Source organism: Nonomuraea sp. NPDC048882, assembly GCF_040649755.1.
Classification (GTDB): domain Bacteria; phylum Actinomycetota; class Actinomycetes; order Streptosporangiales; family Streptosporangiaceae; genus Nonomuraea; species Nonomuraea maheshkhaliensis.
In genome coordinates, this window is the sequence record NZ_JBEZGB010000006.1 from 542,011 (window position 1) to 560,905 (window position 18,895).

At 69.9% G+C, this 18,895-nt stretch carries 17 protein-coding genes; 7 read left to right on the forward strand and 10 right to left on the reverse strand.

Annotated elements, in window-relative coordinates:
• The first annotated feature begins 5 nt into the window (after positions 1–5).
• Positions 6–200 (forward strand): hypothetical protein, encoded by a 195-nt coding sequence (locus tag AB0C27_RS24345; protein ID WP_346109640.1) that lies wholly within the window; start codon positions 6–8, stop codon positions 198–200.
• Between the two features lie 97 nt (positions 201–297).
• On the opposite strand, the gene trpS is transcribed toward AB0C27_RS24345, so the two are convergent.
• Together trpS and AB0C27_RS24355 are read right to left on the reverse strand one after the other, a co-directional pair.
• Positions 298–1,302 carry a tryptophan--tRNA ligase gene (trpS, locus tag AB0C27_RS24350; RefSeq protein ID WP_346109641.1) on the reverse strand — a complete coding sequence of 335 codons (1,005 nt, stop codon included), beginning with the start codon at positions 1,300–1,302 and terminating at the stop codon, positions 298–300.
• A gap of 14 nt (positions 1,303–1,316) precedes the next feature.
• The gene (locus AB0C27_RS24355) at positions 1,317–2,630 is read right to left on the reverse strand and encodes a hemolysin family protein (RefSeq protein WP_357847725.1); all 1,314 of its coding nucleotides are present in this window, start codon (positions 2,628–2,630) and stop codon (positions 1,317–1,319) included.
• An 86-nt stretch (positions 2,631–2,716) separates the two neighbouring features.
• Between AB0C27_RS24355 and galE the strand changes: the two genes are divergently transcribed.
• Positions 2,717–3,664 (forward strand): UDP-glucose 4-epimerase GalE, encoded by a 948-nt coding sequence (galE, locus tag AB0C27_RS24360; RefSeq protein WP_357847727.1) that lies wholly within the window; start codon positions 2,717–2,719, stop codon positions 3,662–3,664.
• A gap of 38 nt (positions 3,665–3,702) precedes the next feature.
• Complete coding sequence (locus tag AB0C27_RS24365) at positions 3,703–3,855, forward strand: hypothetical protein (protein WP_357847729.1); 153 nt, start codon at positions 3,703–3,705, stop codon at positions 3,853–3,855.
• Between the two features lie 103 nt (positions 3,856–3,958).
• Here the strand turns inward: AB0C27_RS24365 and AB0C27_RS24370 are convergent, their stop codons facing one another.
• Together AB0C27_RS24370 and AB0C27_RS24375 are read right to left on the reverse strand one after the other, a co-directional pair.
• Positions 3,959–4,957 (reverse strand): malate dehydrogenase, encoded by a 999-nt coding sequence (locus AB0C27_RS24370; RefSeq protein WP_357847731.1) that lies wholly within the window; start codon positions 4,955–4,957, stop codon positions 3,959–3,961.
• A 58-nt stretch (positions 4,958–5,015) separates the two neighbouring features.
• Positions 5,016–7,094 (reverse strand): transporter substrate-binding domain-containing protein, encoded by a 2,079-nt coding sequence (locus AB0C27_RS24375; protein ID WP_357847733.1) that lies wholly within the window; start codon positions 7,092–7,094, stop codon positions 5,016–5,018.
• 217 nt (positions 7,095–7,311) lie between these two features.
• Between AB0C27_RS24375 and AB0C27_RS24380 the strand changes: the two genes are divergently transcribed.
• Positions 7,312–8,442 (forward strand): saccharopine dehydrogenase NADP-binding domain-containing protein, encoded by a 1,131-nt coding sequence (locus tag AB0C27_RS24380; RefSeq protein WP_357847735.1) that lies wholly within the window; start codon positions 7,312–7,314, stop codon positions 8,440–8,442.
• A gap of 6 nt (positions 8,443–8,448) precedes the next feature.
• Here AB0C27_RS24380 and AB0C27_RS24385 read toward each other — a convergent pair whose 3' ends face one another.
• From AB0C27_RS24385 to AB0C27_RS24405, 5 genes are all read right to left on the reverse strand, one after another.
• Entirely contained in the window at positions 8,449–9,477 is a 1,029-nt protein-coding gene (locus tag AB0C27_RS24385; RefSeq protein WP_357847737.1) for a polysaccharide deacetylase family protein, read from the reverse strand.
• A gap of 124 nt (positions 9,478–9,601) precedes the next feature.
• A complete protein-coding gene (locus AB0C27_RS24390; protein WP_357847738.1) occupies positions 9,602–11,065 on the reverse strand; it encodes a tetratricopeptide repeat protein in 1,464 nt (487 codons plus the stop codon).
• Between the two features lie 91 nt (positions 11,066–11,156).
• Entirely contained in the window at positions 11,157–12,374 is a 1,218-nt protein-coding gene (locus AB0C27_RS24395) for an NADP-dependent isocitrate dehydrogenase (protein ID WP_357847740.1), read from the reverse strand.
• 53 nt (positions 12,375–12,427) lie between these two features.
• On the reverse strand, positions 12,428–12,730 hold the full coding sequence (locus AB0C27_RS24400) for a DUF3017 domain-containing protein (RefSeq protein WP_357847742.1): 303 nt from the start codon (positions 12,728–12,730) through the stop codon (positions 12,428–12,430).
• Between the two features lie 67 nt (positions 12,731–12,797).
• Entirely contained in the window at positions 12,798–13,919 is a 1,122-nt protein-coding gene (locus tag AB0C27_RS24405) for a citrate/2-methylcitrate synthase (protein ID WP_357847744.1), read from the reverse strand.
• A 181-nt stretch (positions 13,920–14,100) separates the two neighbouring features.
• On the opposite strand from AB0C27_RS24405, the gene AB0C27_RS24410 reads away from it, so the two are divergent.
• Positions 14,101–14,748, forward strand: coding sequence for an FHA domain-containing protein (locus AB0C27_RS24410; RefSeq protein WP_106236302.1), 648 nt, complete (start codon positions 14,101–14,103; stop codon positions 14,746–14,748).
• Positions 14,749–14,966: 218 nt separating this feature from the next.
• Here the strand turns inward: AB0C27_RS24410 and AB0C27_RS24415 are convergent, their stop codons facing one another.
• Positions 14,967–16,499: a family 10 glycosylhydrolase gene (locus tag AB0C27_RS24415; protein ID WP_357847747.1), complete on the reverse strand. Its 1,533-nt coding sequence runs from the start codon at positions 16,497–16,499 to the stop codon at positions 14,967–14,969.
• 87 nt (positions 16,500–16,586) lie between these two features.
• Between AB0C27_RS24415 and AB0C27_RS24420 the strand changes: the two genes are divergently transcribed.
• The gene (locus AB0C27_RS24420; protein WP_357847749.1) at positions 16,587–18,017 is read left to right on the forward strand and encodes a glycoside hydrolase family 3 N-terminal domain-containing protein; all 1,431 of its coding nucleotides are present in this window, start codon (positions 16,587–16,589) and stop codon (positions 18,015–18,017) included.
• Positions 18,014–18,874, forward strand: a complete 861-nt coding sequence (locus tag AB0C27_RS24425; RefSeq protein WP_357847751.1) for a MurR/RpiR family transcriptional regulator — start codon at positions 18,014–18,016, stop codon at positions 18,872–18,874. Before AB0C27_RS24420 ends, AB0C27_RS24425 begins: the two co-directional genes overlap by 4 nt.
• Positions 18,875–18,895 lie beyond the last annotated feature (21 nt).

Genomic DNA, 18,895 nt, shown 5'->3' on the forward strand with positions numbered 1-18,895 from the left:
CGTTCATGTCTAGTGCGCCGAGTGCCGACTTCGTCATGGAACACCTGCTGCAGGAGGCGAACCGCGAGTTCTCCGGATGGACCTTCGAACGGGATCCGTCCGGCTGGACCGCCGTCCGTGGCGACGTACGTCTCACCAGGCCCAGCCTGGCGGCCCTGCGGGCCCTGCTGCGCGTGCACCGGGCGGCGCGGACGAGATGAGCGGCCCGTCCCCGGGCCGGGGCGGGCTCGGGGACCGGGGCGAAAAAGGCCGGGCGCGCCGGTCGATCGGCGCGCCCGGCCCTTGACGGCCGTGAGGTCACAGCGTGGGCAGGAAGCCCACCCGCTCGCGGACGAGAGCCATGGTCTCCTTGGCCACCGCGGCGGCGCGCCCGGCGCCGATCGCCAGCAGCCGGTCCAGCTCGGCCTCGTCGGACAGCAGCTTCTCGGTGCGCTCCCTGATCGGCGAGAACGTCTCCACGACCGCCTCAGCGACGTCCTTCTTGAACGTGCCGTAGCCCTGACCCTCGTAGCGGGCGACCAGCTCGGGGATGGGCGTGGTGGTCAGCGCGGACAGGATGCGCAGCAGGTTGGAGATGCCGGGCTTGTTCTCCTCGTCGAAGAGGACCTCGGAGCCCGTGTCGGTCACCGCGCGCATGACCTTCTTGCGCAGCGGCCCCGGCTGCTCCAGGACGTCGAGGATGCCCGCCGGGCTGGAGGACGACTTCGACATCTTCGCCGTCGGGTCCTGGAGGTCGGTGATCTTCTCGACCTCCTTGAGGATGTGCGGCTCCGGCAGCGTGAACGTGTCGCCGAACCGGTGGTTGAAGCGCTGCCCCAGGTCACGGGTGAGTTCGAGGTGCTGCTTCTGGTCGGCGCCGACCGGGACCCGGTTCGCCTGGTAGAGCAGGATGTCGGCGGCCTGGAGGATCGGGTAGGTGAACAGCCCGACACTGGCCGCGCTCTCGCCGAACTTGGCCGACTTGTCCTTGAACTGCGTCATCCTGGCGGCCTCACCCATGCCGGTGAGGCAGATCAGCACCCACGCCAGCTCGGTGTGCTCGCGCACGTGCGACTGCACGAAGACGGTGGAGCGCTCGGGGTCGAGCCCTGCGGCGAAGAGCTGGGCCGCGGCCACCCGGCTGCGGCGGCGCAGCGCGGCGGGCTCGGTCGGCACGGTGATCGCGTGGAGATCGACCACGCAGTAGAACGCGTCGTGGGTCTCCTGCAAGGTGACCCACTGGCGGACGGCACCCAGGTAGTTGCCCAGATGGAAAGAGTCCGCCGTGGGCTGGATGCCGGAGAGTACACGAGGTCTGGCCATAGCAGGCAATTGTGTCAGGAATCCTGGTCGGGCGGCGACTCGGTCACCGGTCGGCGTTTCACCCGTACCCGGGCGATTCGGCGGCCGTCCAGCTCGGTGACGGTCAGTTCGAACCCGGCCAGCTCGACCCGTTCCCCCTCCTCCGGAAGGTGGCCCAGCATGGCCATGACGAAGCCGGCCAGCGTCTCGTAGGGGCCGTCCGGGAGCCGGATGCCGGTCTCGGTGGCGAAGTCGTTGAGGTTCGTCAGGCCGTCGATCTCGATCTCGCCGGCGGGCAGGACGACGACGTCCTCCTCGATGTCGTACTCGTCCCTGATGTCGCCGATCAACTCCTCGACCAGGTCCTCCATGGTGACGATGCCGGCCGTGCCGCCGTACTCGTCCACCACGATGGCCAGGTGCTGGCCCTCGTCGCGCATCTCGTTGAGCGTGGAGAGCAGGCGCTTGGAGGCGGGCACGAACTTGGCCGTCCTGATCGGCACGACCGCGCTGATCGGCTCGATCCGCCCGATCAGCTCCGGGTCGAGCAGGTCGCGTACGTGGACGAAGCCGACCACCTCGTCGTAGGAGCCGCGATAGACGGGAAAGCGTGAGTGCGGGAGCGTGGCGGCCAGCCGGGCGGCCTCGTTCAGCGGCGTGTCGGCCTCCATGAACTCGACCTCCGTGCGCGGCAGCATCACCTCGCGCAGTTGCCGCTTGCCGGCGGCGAACACCTCACCGATGAGCTTGCGCTCGTCGGCGGTCAGGTCGGTGTGCCCGACCACCATGTCACGCAGTTCCTCGGTGGTGACCTCCTCCCGGTCGGCGTTCGGATTGCCGCCGAGCAGTTTGACCACGCCGTCGGTGGACTTCGACAACATCCAGATGATCGGGCGCGACAGTGAGGCGATCCGGTCGAGGAAGGGCGCCACGTACAGGGACAGGCCCTCCGCCCGTTGCAGGGCCAGCCGCTTGGGCGCCAGCTCGCCGAGGACCAGCGACGCGTACGAGATGGCCAGCGTCACCAGCACCAGCGCCAGGACGGGCGCCACGGCCTCGGGCACGCGCCAGCCCGTCAGCACGGGGACGAGCTGCGCGGCCAGCCGGTCGGCGCCGAACGCGGCCGACAGCATGGTGGCCACGGTCACGCCGATCTGCACGGCCGACAGGAACCGGTTGGGATCGCGGGCGAGCTTGGCCACGCGCTCGCCCCTGCGCCCGCGCTGCGAGAGCTTGCGGACCTGACTGTCACGCAGGGAGACCATGGCGATTTCTGCGGCGGCGAAGAAGCCCCCGATCAGGATGAAGAGCAGGACCAGGGCGATGTTGGCCGCGACGGTGTCAAACATGGTGGTTGGCAGCGTACTCGCCGGGTTTCCCGCGTATGCTGAACGGCAAGCCGTACAAAATCAAACATATTTGAACAGGAGTGAACATGAGGCTGCTGGTCACCGGTGGTGCCGGATATGTCGGCAGTGTCGTCGCCGCGCAGCTCGTCGAGGCGGGACACGAGGTGACCGTGCTCGACGACCTGTCGACCGGGCACGAGGACGCGGTCCCGGAGGGCGCCAGGTTCGTCCGGGCCGGCATCCACGAGGCCGGGCCCGCGCTCGCCGGCGTGGACGCGGTGCTGCACTTCGCGGCCAAGTCGCTGGTCGGCGAGTCGGTGCAGAAGCCGGGGCTCTACTGGGCCAACAACCTGGGCGGCACGCTGGCGCTGCTCGACGCCATGCGCGACGCGGGCGTGGGCTCGATCGTGTTCTCCTCGACGGCGGCCACGTACGGCGAGCCCGAGCGCTCCCCGATCGAGGAGGACGACCCGACGCGCCCGACCAACCCCTACGGCGCCTCGAAACTGGCCGTGGACACGGCCCTGAGCGCCTACGCGGGGCTGCGCGGGCTGGGCGCGGTGAGCCTGCGCTACTTCAACGTGGCGGGCGCCTACGACCGCTTCCGCGAGCGGCACGCCGTCGAGACCCACCTCATCCCCAACGTGCTCAAGGTCGCGACCGGCGAGCGCGAATCGGTGAGCGTGTTCGGCACCGACTACCCGACGCCCGACGGCACCTGCGTGCGCGACTACGTCCACGTGTCCGACCTGGCCAGGGCCCACCTGCTGGCGCTCGGGGCGATCACGCCCGGCGAGCACCGGATCTACAACCTGGGCAACGGCACCGGCTTCTCCGTGCAGGAGGTGATCTCGGTCTGCCGCGAGGTCACCGGGCACGAGATCCCGGCCGTCGTGGGCGAGCGGCGCGCCGGCGATCCGGCCGTCCTGGTCGCCTCGTCCGCGCGGATCCAGCGTGAGCTGGGCTGGAAGCCCGAACGGGCGTCGCTGCGCGACATCGTCTCCGACGCCTGGGGAGCGCTTTCCGGGAAATGAGCCATACGGCGGGGCAATGTGTGCTGTGATATCGAAATGTGAGGAGCTTTTCACCAAGGGTCACGAAGCTGATCTTCGGCGGGCTCATCGTGGCCGCCAGCCTCCTGGCCGCGGCCGGCGTGATCTTCGCCACCCCCCAGTCCGCCGCGGCGATCCTGCCGTGGCCCTGCGACGAGGCGAGCCCCGGATGAACGGCGCCCGCACTGCCGGGCCGACCCGCCGTACAGCAGGTACAGCAGAACGCGCGCGCCCCCGCCGACGGGACGCGCGCGCTCGATGGAACGTGGGGACCGCTCAAATAAGGCCCAGCTCCTTGACCGCCTGACGCTCCTCCTCCAGCTCGCGCACGCTGGCGTCGATGCGCTCGCGGGAGAAGGCGTCGATGTCGAGGCCCTGGATGATCTCGAACTTGCCGCCCGCCGCCCTGACGGGGAAGGACGAGATGAGGCCCTCCGGCACGCCGTAGGAGCCGTCGGAGACCACGGCGGCGGAGGTCCACTCGGTGCCGTTGACCCAGTCGTAGACGTGGTCGATCGCGGCGTTGGCGGCCGAGGCGGCCGACGAGGCGCCGCGGGCCTCGATGATGGCGGCGCCGCGCTTGGCCACCGTCGGGATGAACGTGCCGCTCAGCCACTCGGACTCGACCTGCTCGGCCGCGACCTTGCCGCCCACCTCGGCGTGGAACAGGTCGGGGTATTGGGTGGCGGAGTGGTTGCCCCAGATCGTCATCTTCTTGATCTCGGTGACCGGCACCTGGAGCTTGGCCGCCAGCTGCGACAGCGCGCGGTTGTGGTCGAGCCTGGTCATCGCGGTGAAGCGGTCGGCCGGCACGTCGGGCGCGTTCTTCTGGGCGATGAGCGCGTTGGTGTTGGCCGGGTTGCCCACGACCAGGACCTTGATGTCGTCGGCGGCGTGCTCGTTGATCGCCTTGCCCTGCGGGCCGAAGATGCCGCCGTTGGCGCCGAGCAGGTCGCCGCGCTCCATGCCGGCCTTACGCGGCATGGCGCCGACCAGCAGGGCGACGTTCGCGCCGTTGAACGCGACGTTCGGGTCGTCGGTGATCTCGATCCCGGACAGCAGCGGGAACGCGCAGTCGTCCAGCTCCATCGCGGTGCCCTCGGCCGCCTTCACCGCCGCGGGGATCTCCAGCAGGCTGAGCTTGACCGGCACGTCGGCGCCGAGCAGCTGCCCCGACGCGATGCGGAAAAGCAGTGCGTAGCCGATCTGGCCGGCGGCTCCGGTGACTGTCACCTTGACCGGTACCTTGACGGGCGCAGTGGCTGACGACGCCATGGCCTTCCCCTAACTCGCAGCGTGATTCATTGACGTTGGGGATGTTACCCGCTCGTCATCAGCAGGTTTCCATCGCGGGCACTTTCAGCTCCGCTTTGAACTCGACCTTTCCGAAATGGCTGGTCAGGAGCTGCCCGACCACGCCCTTGGCGTAGAGGTCGGCGATCACCGCCTTCACCGCCTTGCAGGTCTTCACGTCGCCGTCCCTGATCCCGACGGCGTAGCGCTCGTTGGTCAGCTTCGCGCCGAGGATCTTGTACCGCAGGTTCTCCCTGGCCGCGAAGCCGGCCAGGATCAGGTCGTCACCGGGCACCGCGTCGACCTTCCCGCTCCTGAGCAGGTCCATGCAGGCGGCGTAGTCGCTGGCCACCACCGGCACGACCTTCACCCGGTCCTGGACGGCGCCGACCGACGGGCTGTTGGGCGCGCAGATGCGCTTGCCCTTCAGATCGCCGAGCTCGTCGATCCCGGCGCCCGCGTGCACGAGGAGGTCCTGGTGGGCGAGGTAGTAGGGGCCGGCGAACTGGGTGTCGCTCTTGTCGATCGAGTAGGTGGCGACGATGAGGTCGGTCCCGCCGTCGGCCAGCGACGACGCGCGGTCGTCGCGTCCGACCCTGACGAACGTCGTCTGCCTGGCCCCCAACCCCGTCGCCAGGCGTTTGGCGATCTCGACGTCGAAGCCCTGGAAGGCGTCGCCGTTCTGCAGCCCGACGCCCGGCAGGTCGCCCTTGACGCCGATGACGATCTTCCCGGTCTGGGCCACCTTGTCCACGACCGAGGACAGGCCGGAGCCGGAGCCCGTGTTGGACGTGCGCTCCGGGGTCGTGTCGCCGGTGAAGGCCAGAGGGCTCCAGCCGTTCATGACCAGCGCGATCGCGGCGGCGGCCAGCAGCGCGAGCGCGGTGAGCACACCCAGCCACACCCGCGCCCGCCGGCTGCGCTCGGGCCCGGCGGGCTCGGCCATCGGGTACGGCGGCCCGCCTCCGTCCTGCGGCGCGGGGCCGGCGTACGGCGCGCCCACCTGCCCCGAGGGTCCGGTGAGCGGAGCCGATCCCGTCTGCCCGGTCGTGCGGTGCTCCTGCTGCTGCGCCGGTGAGCCGTGCGTGGTCAGCTGGGACAGCCCGCCACGGGCCTGGGCGTGCGGCACGGGTCCGCCGCTCGTGGACGACGGCGCCGCACCCGCACCGGTCTGGGACGGCGGCGCCACGGTGCCCTGGCGGCCCGGCTGCTCCGTGATCGAGCCGGCCGACACCCTGGTGAACGGCGTGGTGTCGTCGCTGGCCACCTGCACGCCCCGGGTCAGCACCGCCGTGGAGGCCCCGACGGTGGACGCCTGGCCGAGCAGCCGCAGCAGGATCTGGTCGGCGGAGGGGCGTTCAGCCGGCGACTTCGCCAGCGCCGAGCGCACCACGCTCTGCAGCGGCTCGTGCATCATGCCGACGTCGACCTCGTGGTTGAGGATCCGGTTGAGCACCATCGCGATGGACTTGCCCTCGAAGGCCACCTCCCCGGTCGCCGCGAAGGCGATGGTGGCGCCCCAGGAGAACACGTCGGTGTAGGGCCCGATGTCGTCGCCGGCGATCTGCTCGGGCGCCATGTAGGCGGGGGTGCCGATCGCGCGGCTGGTGATCGTGCCGGTGGAGTCGATGATCCGGGCGATGCCGAAGTCGACCACGCGCGGCCCGTCGGCGGCGATCAGCACGTTGTCGGGCTTGAAGTCGCGGTGGACGATCGAGGCGTGGTGGATCGCCGTGAGCGCGGTGGCGGTGCCGATGGCCAGCCGGTCGAGCACGGTGCCGGTGAGCGGGCCGTCCTCCTCGATGATCTCGCGCAGGGGCCGGCCGTCGATGTACTCGCTGGCGATGTACGGCGTGTCGCCGTCGAGATCGGCCTCCATCACCCGGGCCGTGCAGAACGACGCCACCCGCTGCGCCGCCTTCAGCTCCCTGGCGAACCTCGACCTGGCGATGGTGTCACCGCTGAACTTGACGTGCAGCAGCTTGATCGCGGCCCGCTCGCCCTTGTCGTCGACGCCCAGGTAGACGATGCCCTGGCCGCCCTCCCCGATCCGCCCGGACAGCCGGAAGGACCCCAGCTCGGTGGGATCGCCGGCGACCAGCGGCGAGATCTGCGGCATTCGTCATCCCCACGTGTACTGAACCCCATCGACGCAAACTTTACGACGCTCAGCAACTTCACAGGGATCCGTTAATGCTTCGTGACGTCACGGCTTCGACTCTTTCGCGCACGGCTTCGTCATTTTCGCAGGAACGAAGGAAACTTTTCCCGCGATTCCGCAAGCATGGGTAAGCAAGCCCTTGCGTCCGGCCCGCTTCTCGACCAGCCTCGGGATCATGGACGAGCGCCCGTACGACATCGTGCTCTTCGGCGCGAGCGGATTCACCGGCGAGCTGACCGCCCGCTACCTCGCGCGGGCCGCCCCGCCGGGCGCCCGGTGGGCGCTGGCCGGGCGTGACCCGGCCAAGCTGGAGCGGCTCGGGATCGACGCGCCCATCCTGCGCGCCGACGCCACCGACCCGGCCTCGCTGGCGGAGCTCGCCCGGCGGACGCGCGTCGTGGCGAGCACGGTCGGCCCGTACGTCGTGCACGGCGAGCCGCTCGTCGCCGCCTGCGCCGACGCCGGCACGCACTATCTGGACCTCACGGGCGAATCGGAGTTCGTGGACCGCATGTACGTGCGCCACCACGAGCGGGCGGTCATGAGCGGCGCGAAGCTCGTGCACGCCTGCGGCTTCGACTCGATCCCGTACGACCTCGGTGTCCTGCACACCGTCGGCCTGCTCCCCGAGGGCGTCCCGCTCAAGGTCAGCGGCTTCCTGCGCGGCAACGGGCGGCCGTCGGGCGGCACGCTGGCCAGCGCCCTGTCCGTGCTCGGCCGGGCCGGTCAGGCCGCGCGGGCGGGCGCCCTGCGCCGCGCCGCCGAGCCCAGGCCACCGGGCCGCCGGGTGAGCGCCCTGCCGGGCGGCCTGCGCTACGTCGGCGGCTGGGCGCTGCCGATGCCGACCATCGATCCGCTCATCGTCGGCTACTCCGCCCGGCTGCTCGACCGCTACGGCCCCGACTTCACCTACCGGCAGCACTACGCGGTCAGGACCCTGCCCGCCGCCGTGGCCACGGTGGCGGGCGCGAGCGCGTTCGCCGCGCTCGCCCAGGTCCCGCCGGTACGCGACCGCGTCCAGGCCCGCCTGAAGCCCGGCGAGGGCCCTTCGGCCGAGCGGCGGGCCAGGAGCTGGTTCAAGGTCACGTTCCTGGGCGAGGGCGGCGGCGAACGCGTGATCACGCAGGTGGCGGGCGGCGACCCCGGCTACGACGAGACGGCCAAGATGTTCGCCGAGTCGGCCCTCTGCCTCGCCTTCGACGACGTGCCCGCGCGGGCGGGCCAGCTCACGACGGCCTCCGCCATGGGCCGGCCCCTCATCGAGCGCCTGCACCGCGCGGGCGTGACGTTCACCACCAGATCCTGATCCCGGTCAGTAGGGCAGGCTCCAGGTGGTGAACGACTTGCGCAGGTACGGCGCCTTGTACTTCGGATAGGCCACCGTGCTCACGTCACCGTCGGAGGTGTAGCGCATGTCCGGGTTCTTCTTGAGCCAGTCGAGCCAGGCCTCCGAGCAGAACTGGGCGCAGTCGCCCTTCTTCTCCATGGCCTTGATCCGCGGGATGCCCGCCGCGTCGTACGACTTGCTGAACGGCGCCGGCGCCGGCGTGTACCCGGCCAGGAACGCGCCCTGGTGGTGGTACTGCTTGCCCTTCAGCGCCCATTCCTTCTTGCTCGGCTGGTTGCCGTAGGGCAGCGCGATCGTGGTCGGGTTCAGGTAGGCCAGCGAGCTGATCGTCTTGCCGATCGTCCCGATCTGCTCCTCGACCTCCTGCTTCGAGCGTCCGCGCAGGTTGAGGTGGTCGCGCGTGTGGTTGCCGATGTCGAAGCCGTTGTCCTTGAGCCAGAGCAGCGCCTGGGCCTGCTCCTCACGCACGGTCTTGCCGAACATGTCGCGCGTCACGTAGAACGTCGCCTTCGGCTTCCAGCCCGGATGCTTGGCGGCCACCTCCCGTAGGATCGCGACCGCGGTGTCCTTCTGCGGCTCGCCCATCTCGTTCAGGGTGAGCTGGGAGGGCGAGGAGTCGTCGAACGTCAGCACCACGGGGTGCTTGCCCGCCGGGATGTCGATCTTCCCGGCCGCCAGCTCGGCGGCGGTGATCGGCACGTAGTCCTCTCTGACCAGCCGCTCCAGATCCGCCCTGAACTGCGCCGGCGACCGGTCGTCCGTGGTCTGCGGCTTCGGCACGATGCGGTGCCACATCAGCACCGGGATCTGCCCCAGCTCGTTCGCCCTGACCGCCGCGGCGGCCTTCACCTTGGCTGCCTTGCCGGCCTTGAGCTTGGCCGCGGCCTGTGCCTTGGTGTCGGGCAGCTTGGCGGTCTCCGGCTCCGAGTCGCACCCCGTCAGGATTGCGGCGGCCGCGAGCACCCCTAGCCCACTCAAAATACGCAGTCGCATCCGAACCCCCCGAGACGCGCACGACTGTTGTGAGGTGCCTCATACCCAACTGATCAACTACGGCACGCCTGCCGTAGCGTCAAGACATGGGAAAAGGCCCGGGGCGCCCTTCCCCGGCGTCACGTCACCTCTCGGCGACGCGCCGGCGGAACTCGGCGGTGGCGGCCTGCATCACCCGGTCGAGCTCCTCCAGCTCGTCCTCGGCCGGCTCCCTGCGCAGGTGCACGTTGACCGCGAAGTCGCCCTCCTTGACGGTCACGTCGAGGTCGGCGAGCAGGTCCTGCGGCAGCCTGCCGAGGACGAACTCCCTGAACGCCGCGGCGATCACCTCGGGCATGTCGCCGCAGCCACACGAGCGGCCCTCCATGATGGCCCCCAGGTGGCCGCGCCCCACGAGCGCGTCGGGATGCGCCACGTCGAGCGTGCTCAGCCCGGCCTCCACGATCGGACGGGCCTCCTCCAGCCGCTCCTGGTGCTGGAGGAACAGGCCGAGCGCGATGCGTACGCGCCCCAGCGTCTCCGGGTCGCCGCTGTCCTGCGCGGCGGACAGCGCCTCGCGCAGGCACCGCTCCGCCTCGTCCGGCAGCTCCGCCTCAGACAGCGCCAGCCCCCAGTTCCGTAACACCTGGGAGACCAGATCGGCCCGGCCCAGGCTCTGCGCCCGGACCAGAGCCTCGGCATACGTGCGGAGCGCGCCGTCGAGGTCACCGGCATCGCTCTGCGCCATCGCCAGGCCGAGCTCGGCCATGAGCGCCTCCTCACGCATGCCCTGCCGGTGGTAGGAGGCGAGCACCTTCCTGATCGCCGCGACGCGGTCCACGCCGTGGTCGTCCCGGCCGTGGTTGGCCAGTTGGGAGAGCGCGTTGAGCGTCGCCTGGTGGTCCGGGCCCAGGCGGGCTTCCATGGCCTCGGCCAGCAGGGACAGCACGGCGCCGTCGGTCTCCGGATGCTCGCCGGTCCGGTTGAGCACGGCCAGCGCCACGTTCTCGACGACCTCGTCCGGCAGCTGCTCCAGCGTGACGAAGGCGGGCTCGTCGCCGCCGGCGGTCGTCACGATCGTGGCCCGCAGCGCCAGCGCGGTGGCGAGCCGCTCGTGACCGCCGCGCCAGAAGTTCTGGATCGCCTCCTCCACGCTCTCGCGGGCCGCGCGCAGGTCGCCGCGCCTGAGCTGCACATCCGCCAGCGGCTCAAGACCGAACGCGTAACCCGGGTGCTCGCGGCCGTAGAAGGCGAGCCGCTCCTGCGCGTTGGCGCGCAGTTCCGTCTCCGCCTCGTCGAGGCGCCCCAACCTGCCGAGCACCATGCCGAGGTTCATCCGGTACGTCAGGCGGTCCTTGTGCGCCTCCGGATCATCAGGCATCGGACCGGAACAGGCGGCCCGGTAACAATCGACCGCTCTGGCCGGCTGGTCCGAGTTGAGCAGGACGTTACCGAGATCACACTGCACCGACGCCCACTCGGGGCTGCCGGCGCCGTACGTGCGCGTGACGTCCTGGAGTTCGCGCACCATGACCTGCTCGGCGTCGACCAACCGGCCCTCCCGCACCAGGGCGAAGGCCATGTCGAGCGACGAAGATGATGTTGACATGGCGCAGGAGCATATAGGTCAGCAGCGGCAGAAAAATGCGAAACGGCCCCTACCGTGCAGCACAACTGCAGGTGGAGGCCGTTTTCGGCATTCAGGCGGACATCTTCTTCTTGAGGTTCTCGTCCAGGGCCGCCAGGAAGTCCTGGGTGGTGAGCCACTTGGCGTCGCCGCCGACCAGGAGCGCCAGGTCCTTGGTCATCTGACCGCTCTCGACGGTCTCGACGCAGACCTGCTCCAGCTTGTCGGCGAACTCGGTCACCGCGGGGGTGTTGTCGAGCTTGCCGCGGTGGGCCAGGCCACGCGTCCATGCGAAGATCGAGGCGATCGGGTTGGTGGAGGTGGGCTTGCCCTGCTGGTGCTGGCGGTAGTGGCGGGTCACGGTGCCGTGGGCGGCCTCGGCCTCGACGGTCTGGCCGTCGGGGGTCATCAGGACCGAGGTCATCAGGCCGAGCGAGCCGAAGCCCTGCGCGACCGTGTCGGACTGCACGTCGCCGTCGTAGTTCTTGGCGGCCCAGACGTAACCGCCCTCCCACTTCAGCGCCGCCGCGACCATGTCGTCGATGAGGCGGTGCTCGTAGGTGAGGCCGGCCTTGTCGAACTCGTCCTTGAACTCGGACTCGAAGACCTCGGCGAAGATGTCCTTGAAGCGGCCGTCGTACGCCTTCAGGATCGTGTTCTTCGTGGAGAGGTAGACCGGGTAGCCGCGGTTGAGGCCGTAGCGCATGGAGGCGCGGGCGAAGTCGCGGATCGACTCGTCCAGGTTGTACATCGCCATCGCGACGCCGGAGCCGGGGAAGTCGTACACGTCGAGCTCGATCGGCTCGGAGCCGTCCTTCGGCGTGTACGTCAGGGTCAGCGTGCCCTCACCGGGGATCTTCAGGTCGGTGGCGCGGTACTGGTCGCCGAAGGCGTGACGGCCGACGACGATCGGCTTGGTCCAGCCGGGGACGAGCCGCGGCACGTTCGACATGATGATCGGCTCGCGGAAGATGACGCCGCCGAGGATGTTGCGGATGGTCCCGTTGGGGGATCGCCACATCTTCTTGAGGCCGAACTCCTCGACGCGCGCCTCGTCCGGGGTGATGGTGGCGCACTTCACACCGACGCCGTACTTCTTGATGGCGTTCGCGGCGTCGATGGTGACCTGGTCGTCCGTCGCGTCCCGGTGTTCGATACCGAGGTCGTAGTACTTCAGGTCAACGTCGAGGTAGGGAAGGATCAGCTGGTCCTTGATGAACTGCCAGATGATCCGGGTCATCTCGTCGCCGTCAAGCTCGACGACGGGATTCTCCACCTTGATCTTGGGCATGCGAATGGTTCCCCTTCAATGAATGGATGCGTTGAGGCTATCGGACCGTCCGGTCACGGGGCGAAAAGGGACTGGATGAGCGCCTTGAGCTCGTTGTTGTAAAGCAGGAGTGAGGTCAGCACCAGCACGAATCCAAAGACGGACAGCGTGATGACGTCGACCTTCCTGCTCCGCAGCGCGAGCTGCCCGCCGTAGCCGGCGAAGCGCAGCGCGGCGGCGACCATGATGACGGCGCCCAGCGCGAACCCGCCCCAGCGCGGATTCGCGACGAAGATCACCAGCACGCCGACAGCCGCACCCGCCAGGATCAGCGGGTACGGCCCCCAGCTTTCGCGTTCGGTCCCGTTCTGGCTCAACACACCTGCTCAGGGTCATGCTCGCGGCGGGGCGGCGTCGGCGTTCCCGCGCTGTCCTGCCCGCTGCTCATCGCTCTTCTATCGGCTTCCACTTCTGGTCCGTCTCACCGATGTACTCGCTGTCAGGGCGGATCAACCGATTGTCGGCGTGCTGCTCGATGACATGAGCCGTCCACCCCGACATGCGGCTGATGGAGAATACCGGAGTGAACAGGTCGGTCGGTATGCCGAGGTAGTGATAGACCGAGGCGGCGAAGAAGTCGACGTTCGGATAGAGGCCCTTCGTCTCCAGGACGACCTCCTCCATCTCCTTCGACATCCGGTAGTAGGTGTCGTCCCCGGTCGACTCGGCCAGTTCGGCCGACATCCGGCGCAGGTGCGTGGCGCGGGGGTCCTCGGTCCTGTAGACGCGGTGCCCGAAGCCCATGATCTTCTCGCCGGCGGCGAGCTTGTCGCGTACGGCCTGGGCCACGCCTCCGGGCGACAGCGACTCCAGCGTCTTCATGACCTGCTCGTTCGCCCCGCCGTGCAGCGGGCCCTTGAGGGTGCCGATGGCGGCGACGATGGCGGAGTGCATGTCCGACAGGGTCGCGGCGCAGACGCGGGCGGCGAACGTGGAGGCGTTCATCGTGTGGTCGGCGTGCAGGACCAGGCACTCGTCGAAGATCTCGACCTCGCGCGGGCCCGGGGTGCGGCCGGTGACCTGGAGCAGGAAGTTCGCGGCGATGCTCAGCGACGGGTCGGCCTCGGGGGCCTCCGTTCCCGTACGGGCGGCGTGGTAGCGGGCGACGAGCAGGGGTTGCTGGGCCACCAGGCGTGCGGCCTTGCGCAGGTTCGCCTCAGGGGAGATGTCGTCCTTGTCGGGATCGTCGGCGGCCGACAGGGAGACCAGCGAGCGCAACGCCTCCATGGGTTTCTGTTTCTCGGCGATTTCGGCGATGTTCGCGGACACCAGGGCGCCCAGCTCCCGGCCGCTCGCCAGCTCCGCGCTGTACGCGTCGAGCTCGGCTCGGGTGGGCAGCTTGCCACGCTGGAGCAGGTGTGCGGTCTCCTCGAACGTCGCGCGGCCGGCCAGGTCGTGGATGTCGTATCCACGGTAGAAGAGCCGGCCGGCCTTTCCGTCGATGTCGCTCAGCGCGGTGGACGCCGCTACGACATCGGCCAGACCTTTCGTGGGCTTGTCCGCCATGAGTGTTTCCTCCGCTTATCTCCGCCCGAAGTCTACCCGTGAGCAGGCAAAACCGACTGCAGAGGTCCAGACCAATTTCACGTGGGATTCTCCTTTCGGCAAAGGAGATTCCGCATCCCCTCGTTTGGGTAAGCCGGAGCTGTAGTAATAGTTACGGCGGGCTACCTGGGGAGGAACTGCCGTGGAGGGGCCGTTCATACGCATCGAGGACACTGGCGAGGTGGTCCCGTTGCGCCCCGAGATCACGACTGTGGGGAGGGGCCGCGGTGTCGACATCCGGCTCACCGATCCCAGCGTGTCTCGACTCCATGCCGAGTTCGTCAGACGAGGACCCTACCTGTATGTCGTGGACCTGGGGCTGTCCAGGAACGGCACGCGGGTGAATGGCAGGCCGATCGCCCGGAGGGTCCTTGACGACGGCGACGTCGTCTCCTTCGGCGCGGCCCGGGGTCGCATCGGTGGAGTCCCCCGAGAGGACTTCACCCCTGAGGTCGAGCTGCGCAGAGCGGCCGCGCCCGAGCTGACCAGGCGTGAGGTCGACGTGCTGACCTCGCTCTGCCGGCCGGCGCTGTCCGACGAGGCGTTCGTCGCTCCGGCGACGGCACGTGAGATCGCCGACGACCTGGTCGTGACCGAAGCCGCGGTGAAACAGCATCTGCTGCGGCTCTACCAGAAGTTCAGGATTCCCGAAGGCACCAACCGGCGCACTCGACTGGCCAATGAGGTCGTCGCGCTCGGTCTGGTGCGTCCGACCCCCGTGGTTCCGCCGCAGAGGTCGTCGGGAGCTTCGACCGAGCAGCCGTCGGCCGCCGGGCGCAGGGCTTCTTAGGGACCGGATCGCGACCGGGGCTTCGGCGAGGGGTTCCGGCAGCATCGGAACCTGAGCGTCCACCGTGCCCGCGGGCACGTTCACGAGCGCCGGCGAGCGTCCCTGGAGGACGCCCGCCGGGCTCGTCGCCGGTCGGCACCTGACCGGCGACGCGAGCGGGCGCAGCGTTCCCTCAGACCGGTTCGCGGATCGGGTCGGGGTGCACGCGAACCGATCGGTCAGATGACCCTGAAGCCGTTGCTCGGCTTGCTGGTCCTGTTGGCCCGGTCCACCGCGACCACGTAGTAGTGGTGGCCGCGCCTGCCCTCGGGGTCGGTCCAGCGCAACTGCCGGTCACCGGGCACGACGGCGACCAGGTCGCGGGCGTCGTCGAACGCCCTGCTGCCCGCGGGCCGGTCGAAGCGGAAGACGGCGTACAGGAACGGCTCGTCCCTGCCCGTCGCCACCGCCCGAATCTCGACCCCGCCGCCGTGGCGGCGCAGCGCGTAGGCCAGCACCGGCCGCCTGGGCGCCTCTCCCCTGGCCAGCCTGGGCAGGACGGGCGCGAGCGCGGGCCGCTGGTAGTGGTCGCCGACCGCGGTGGAGATGGAGGCGAGCCGGTCGACCTTGACGTCGTTGGCGTTGTACCAGATGTCGCCGCCGATCTCGGGGTGCGCGCGGTTGAGCGTCAGGTGCCTGGACAGCTCGTCCGGCGCCTGCCACTCGGCCGCCTGGGCGGGATCGCCCGCCTTGTACGCCGCCTGCCCGATCCACAGCAGCGTCTTCGTGCCGCTCGCCACGTCCGACCACCACGGCACCAGCTTGGAGTAGTCGGCCGGCGGCTGCCCGATGTACCAGTAGAGCTGCGGCGCGATGTAGTCCAGCCAGCCCTTCTTGACCCAGCCGCGGGTGTCGGCGTGCAGGTTGTCGTAGGACTGCCCGCCGTTGGTCTCGGAGCCGAGCGGGTCGGTGGCCTTGTTCCGCCAGATGCCCGACGGGCTGATGCCCCAGGCGATCTCGGGCTTGGCCGCGCGCACGCGCTGCTGCATCTCCTGGACCATGAGATCGACGTTGTTGCGCCGCCAGGCGGCCAGATCGGGGAAGCCGGCGCCGTACTTGGCGAACTCCTCGGCGTCGTCGAAGTCGGTGGTGCTGGTCGGGTAGAAGTAGTCGTCGAAGTGCAGGCCGTCGATGTCGTAGCGGGTGACCGCGTCGAGCATCGCGTCCTGGCAGAACTTGCGCACCTCGGGCATGCCCGGGTTGTAGTAGAGCTTGCCGCCGAACGGCAGGATCCAGTCGGGATTCTTGCGGCCGGGGTGGTCGGGGTGCAGCTTGGCCGGGTCGGCCTGCATCGACACGCGGTACGGGTTGAACCAGGCGTGGAAGGCCAGGCCGCGCTTGTGCGTCTCGGCCACGGCGAAGGCGAGCGGGTCGTAGCCGGGGTCCTGCCCCTGGGTGCCGGTCAGATACTGCGACCACGGCTCGTACGGTGACGGCCAGAACGCGTCGGCGGTCGGCCTGATCTGCACGAACACCGAGTTGAGCTTGCGCTGTACGGCCACGTCCAGCCAGGCGAGATATTCGGCCTTCTGCTCGTCGGCGCTGAGGCCGGGCTTCGACGGCCAGTTGATGTTGACCACGGACGCGATCCACATGCCGCGCATCTGCCGTAACGGCGGAACGTAGCCCGCTTCCGCGAAGGCGGGCAGCGGAACGGCCGAGGCGGCGGCGGCGAGGGCGAGACCCTTCAGGAGAGTTCTTCTGCTGGGCATGGGGGGTGGCCTCTCGGAAGTGGTTGTATCGAAGGCGACGATGACAGAAAATTACCTTCAGATCAACAACTGTGAAGGAAAATGCCGATGAGCGGTGACCTGTACAGACTGGCGATGACGGTGCTGCATCCGGGGTACGAGGGAACCTCCGCCCCCGACTGGCTCCGCCGGGCGCTGGGCGAGGGTCTGGGCGGCGTGGTGCTGTTCGCCCGCAACGCCATCGACGACCGGCTGATCAGGGATTTCCGCGCCGAGAACCCCGACACCGTCGTCTCCATAGACGAGGAGGGCGGCGCGGTCACCCGGCTTGAGGTCATGGCCGGCAGCTCCTTCCCCGGAAACCGGGCCCTCGGCGTGGTGGACGACGTGAAGCTGACCGAGCGGGTGGGCCGCCAGATCGGCAGGATGCTCGCAGATCTCGACATCACCCTCAACTACGCGCCCTCCGCCGACGTGAACGCCAACCCGGCCAACCCCGTGATCGGCGTGCGCTCGTTCGGGCCGACGCCGGAGCTGGTCGCCCGGCACACGGTCGCCTACGTCAACGGCGTCCAGGGCGCGGGCGTGGCCGCGTGCGCCAAGCACTTCCCCGGCCATGGCGACACGATCACCGACTCCCATCTGGCTCTGCCGACCGTGCACGCCTCGCGCGAGGTGCTCGCCGAGCGCGACCTGCCGCCGTTCCGGGCCGCGATCGACGCCGGGGTGCGTTCGATCATGTCCGGCCACCTGCTCATCCCCGCGCTCGATCCGTCGCTGCCGGCGACGCTGAGCCGTACCGCCATGACCGAGCTCCTGAGGGGCGAGCTCGGCTTCGACGGGATGCTCGTCACCGACGCGATCGAGATGCGGGCGGTGGCCGCCATGTTCGGCCCCGGCGAGATCGCGGTGCGGGCGCTCGGCGCGGGCGTGGACGCCATCTGCGTGGGACTGTCGACCGAGGACAGCCTGCACGAGATCCGCGACGCGATCGTCACGGCGGTAAGGAACGGCACGCTCCCCGAGGAGCGGCTGGCCCAGGCGGCCGAGCGGGTCCGCGCCCTGGCCGGCTGGTACGCCGCCCAGTCCGCGCTGCGCCAGGAGGTCCACGACGACGTCGACGAGGGTGTGGGCCTGCGTGCCGCCCGCGCGGCGCTGACCACCCAGGGCAGCGCCACGCTCGACCGCGGCCCCCTGGTCGTCGAGATCAACACCCGCTTCAGCAAGGCCGTGGACCCCGCCACGCCGACCGGCATCACCGCCGCGCTGACGTCCCTGCTGCCCGGCACCGAACGAGTGCAGATGGAGCAGGAGGGCGAGCTGCCCGCGTTCGACGAGCGGCCGGTGGTGCTGGTGGCGCACGACGCGGCCCGGCACGCCTGGGTGCGCGACACCGTGGCCAAGGCCCTCGCGCTGCGGCCCGGCGCGATCGTGGTGGACACCGGCATCGCCGCCGCCCCCGAGGGCGCGACCCACGTCGCCACGCACGGCATCTCCCGGGTCTCGGCGCAGGCCGCCGCGGAATGGCTGCTGCGTTGAGCACCGAGCCCGCGAACCCCGTCGCGGCCGTACGCGCCGTGCTGCCCTCGCTGACCCCGGCCGCGCAGTCGATCGCCCGCCTCATCCTCGACGATCCCGGGCTGGTCGTGCGCAGCACGATCACCGAGTTCAGCGCGGTGTCGGGAACGAGCGAGGCGACCATCGTGCGCACGGCGCGGGCGCTCGGCTTCGCCGGGTACTCGCAGATGCGCTTCGCGCTGGCCGCCGCCGTGGCCAAGGAGCCGGAACGGCTGGTGCCCGGCGACCTCGCGCCCGACGACCCGCTCACGGACGTGATCGCCAAGGTCGCGCGGGCGGAGTCGGAGGCGCTGGCCGACACCGCCGCCCAGCTCGACCCCGACCGGCTCGGGGAGGTGGTGAAGGCGATCTCCGAGGCGCGGCGGGTGGACGTGTACGGCGTGGCGGCCTCGGGGCTGGTGGCCACCGACATGTCGCAGAAGCTGCTGCGCATCGGCCTGTCCAGCCATCCGTTCAGCGACGCCCACCTAGCGCTGACCAGCGCGGCGCTGCTGCACGACGGCGACGTGGCGGTGGCGATCAGCTGCAGCGGCGAGACCCCCGACGTGCTGGTGCCGGCTAGGACCGCGGCCGAGGCGGGCGCGCTGATCGTGGGGATCACCAACAACCCGCGCTCCACGCTGGCCGAGCTGGCCGATCACACGCTGGTGTCCGCGGGGCGAGAGACCGCCTTCAGGCCCGGGGCGCTGGCCAGCCGGATCAGCCAGCTGCTGATCGTGGACTGCATCTTCGTGGGGCTGGCGCAGCGGCGCTACGAGACGGCCGACGCCGCCATCCGCGCGACCAGGGAGGCCACCGACCGCTACCGCAACCGGTGACAACCGGTGACCCCTGGCGGA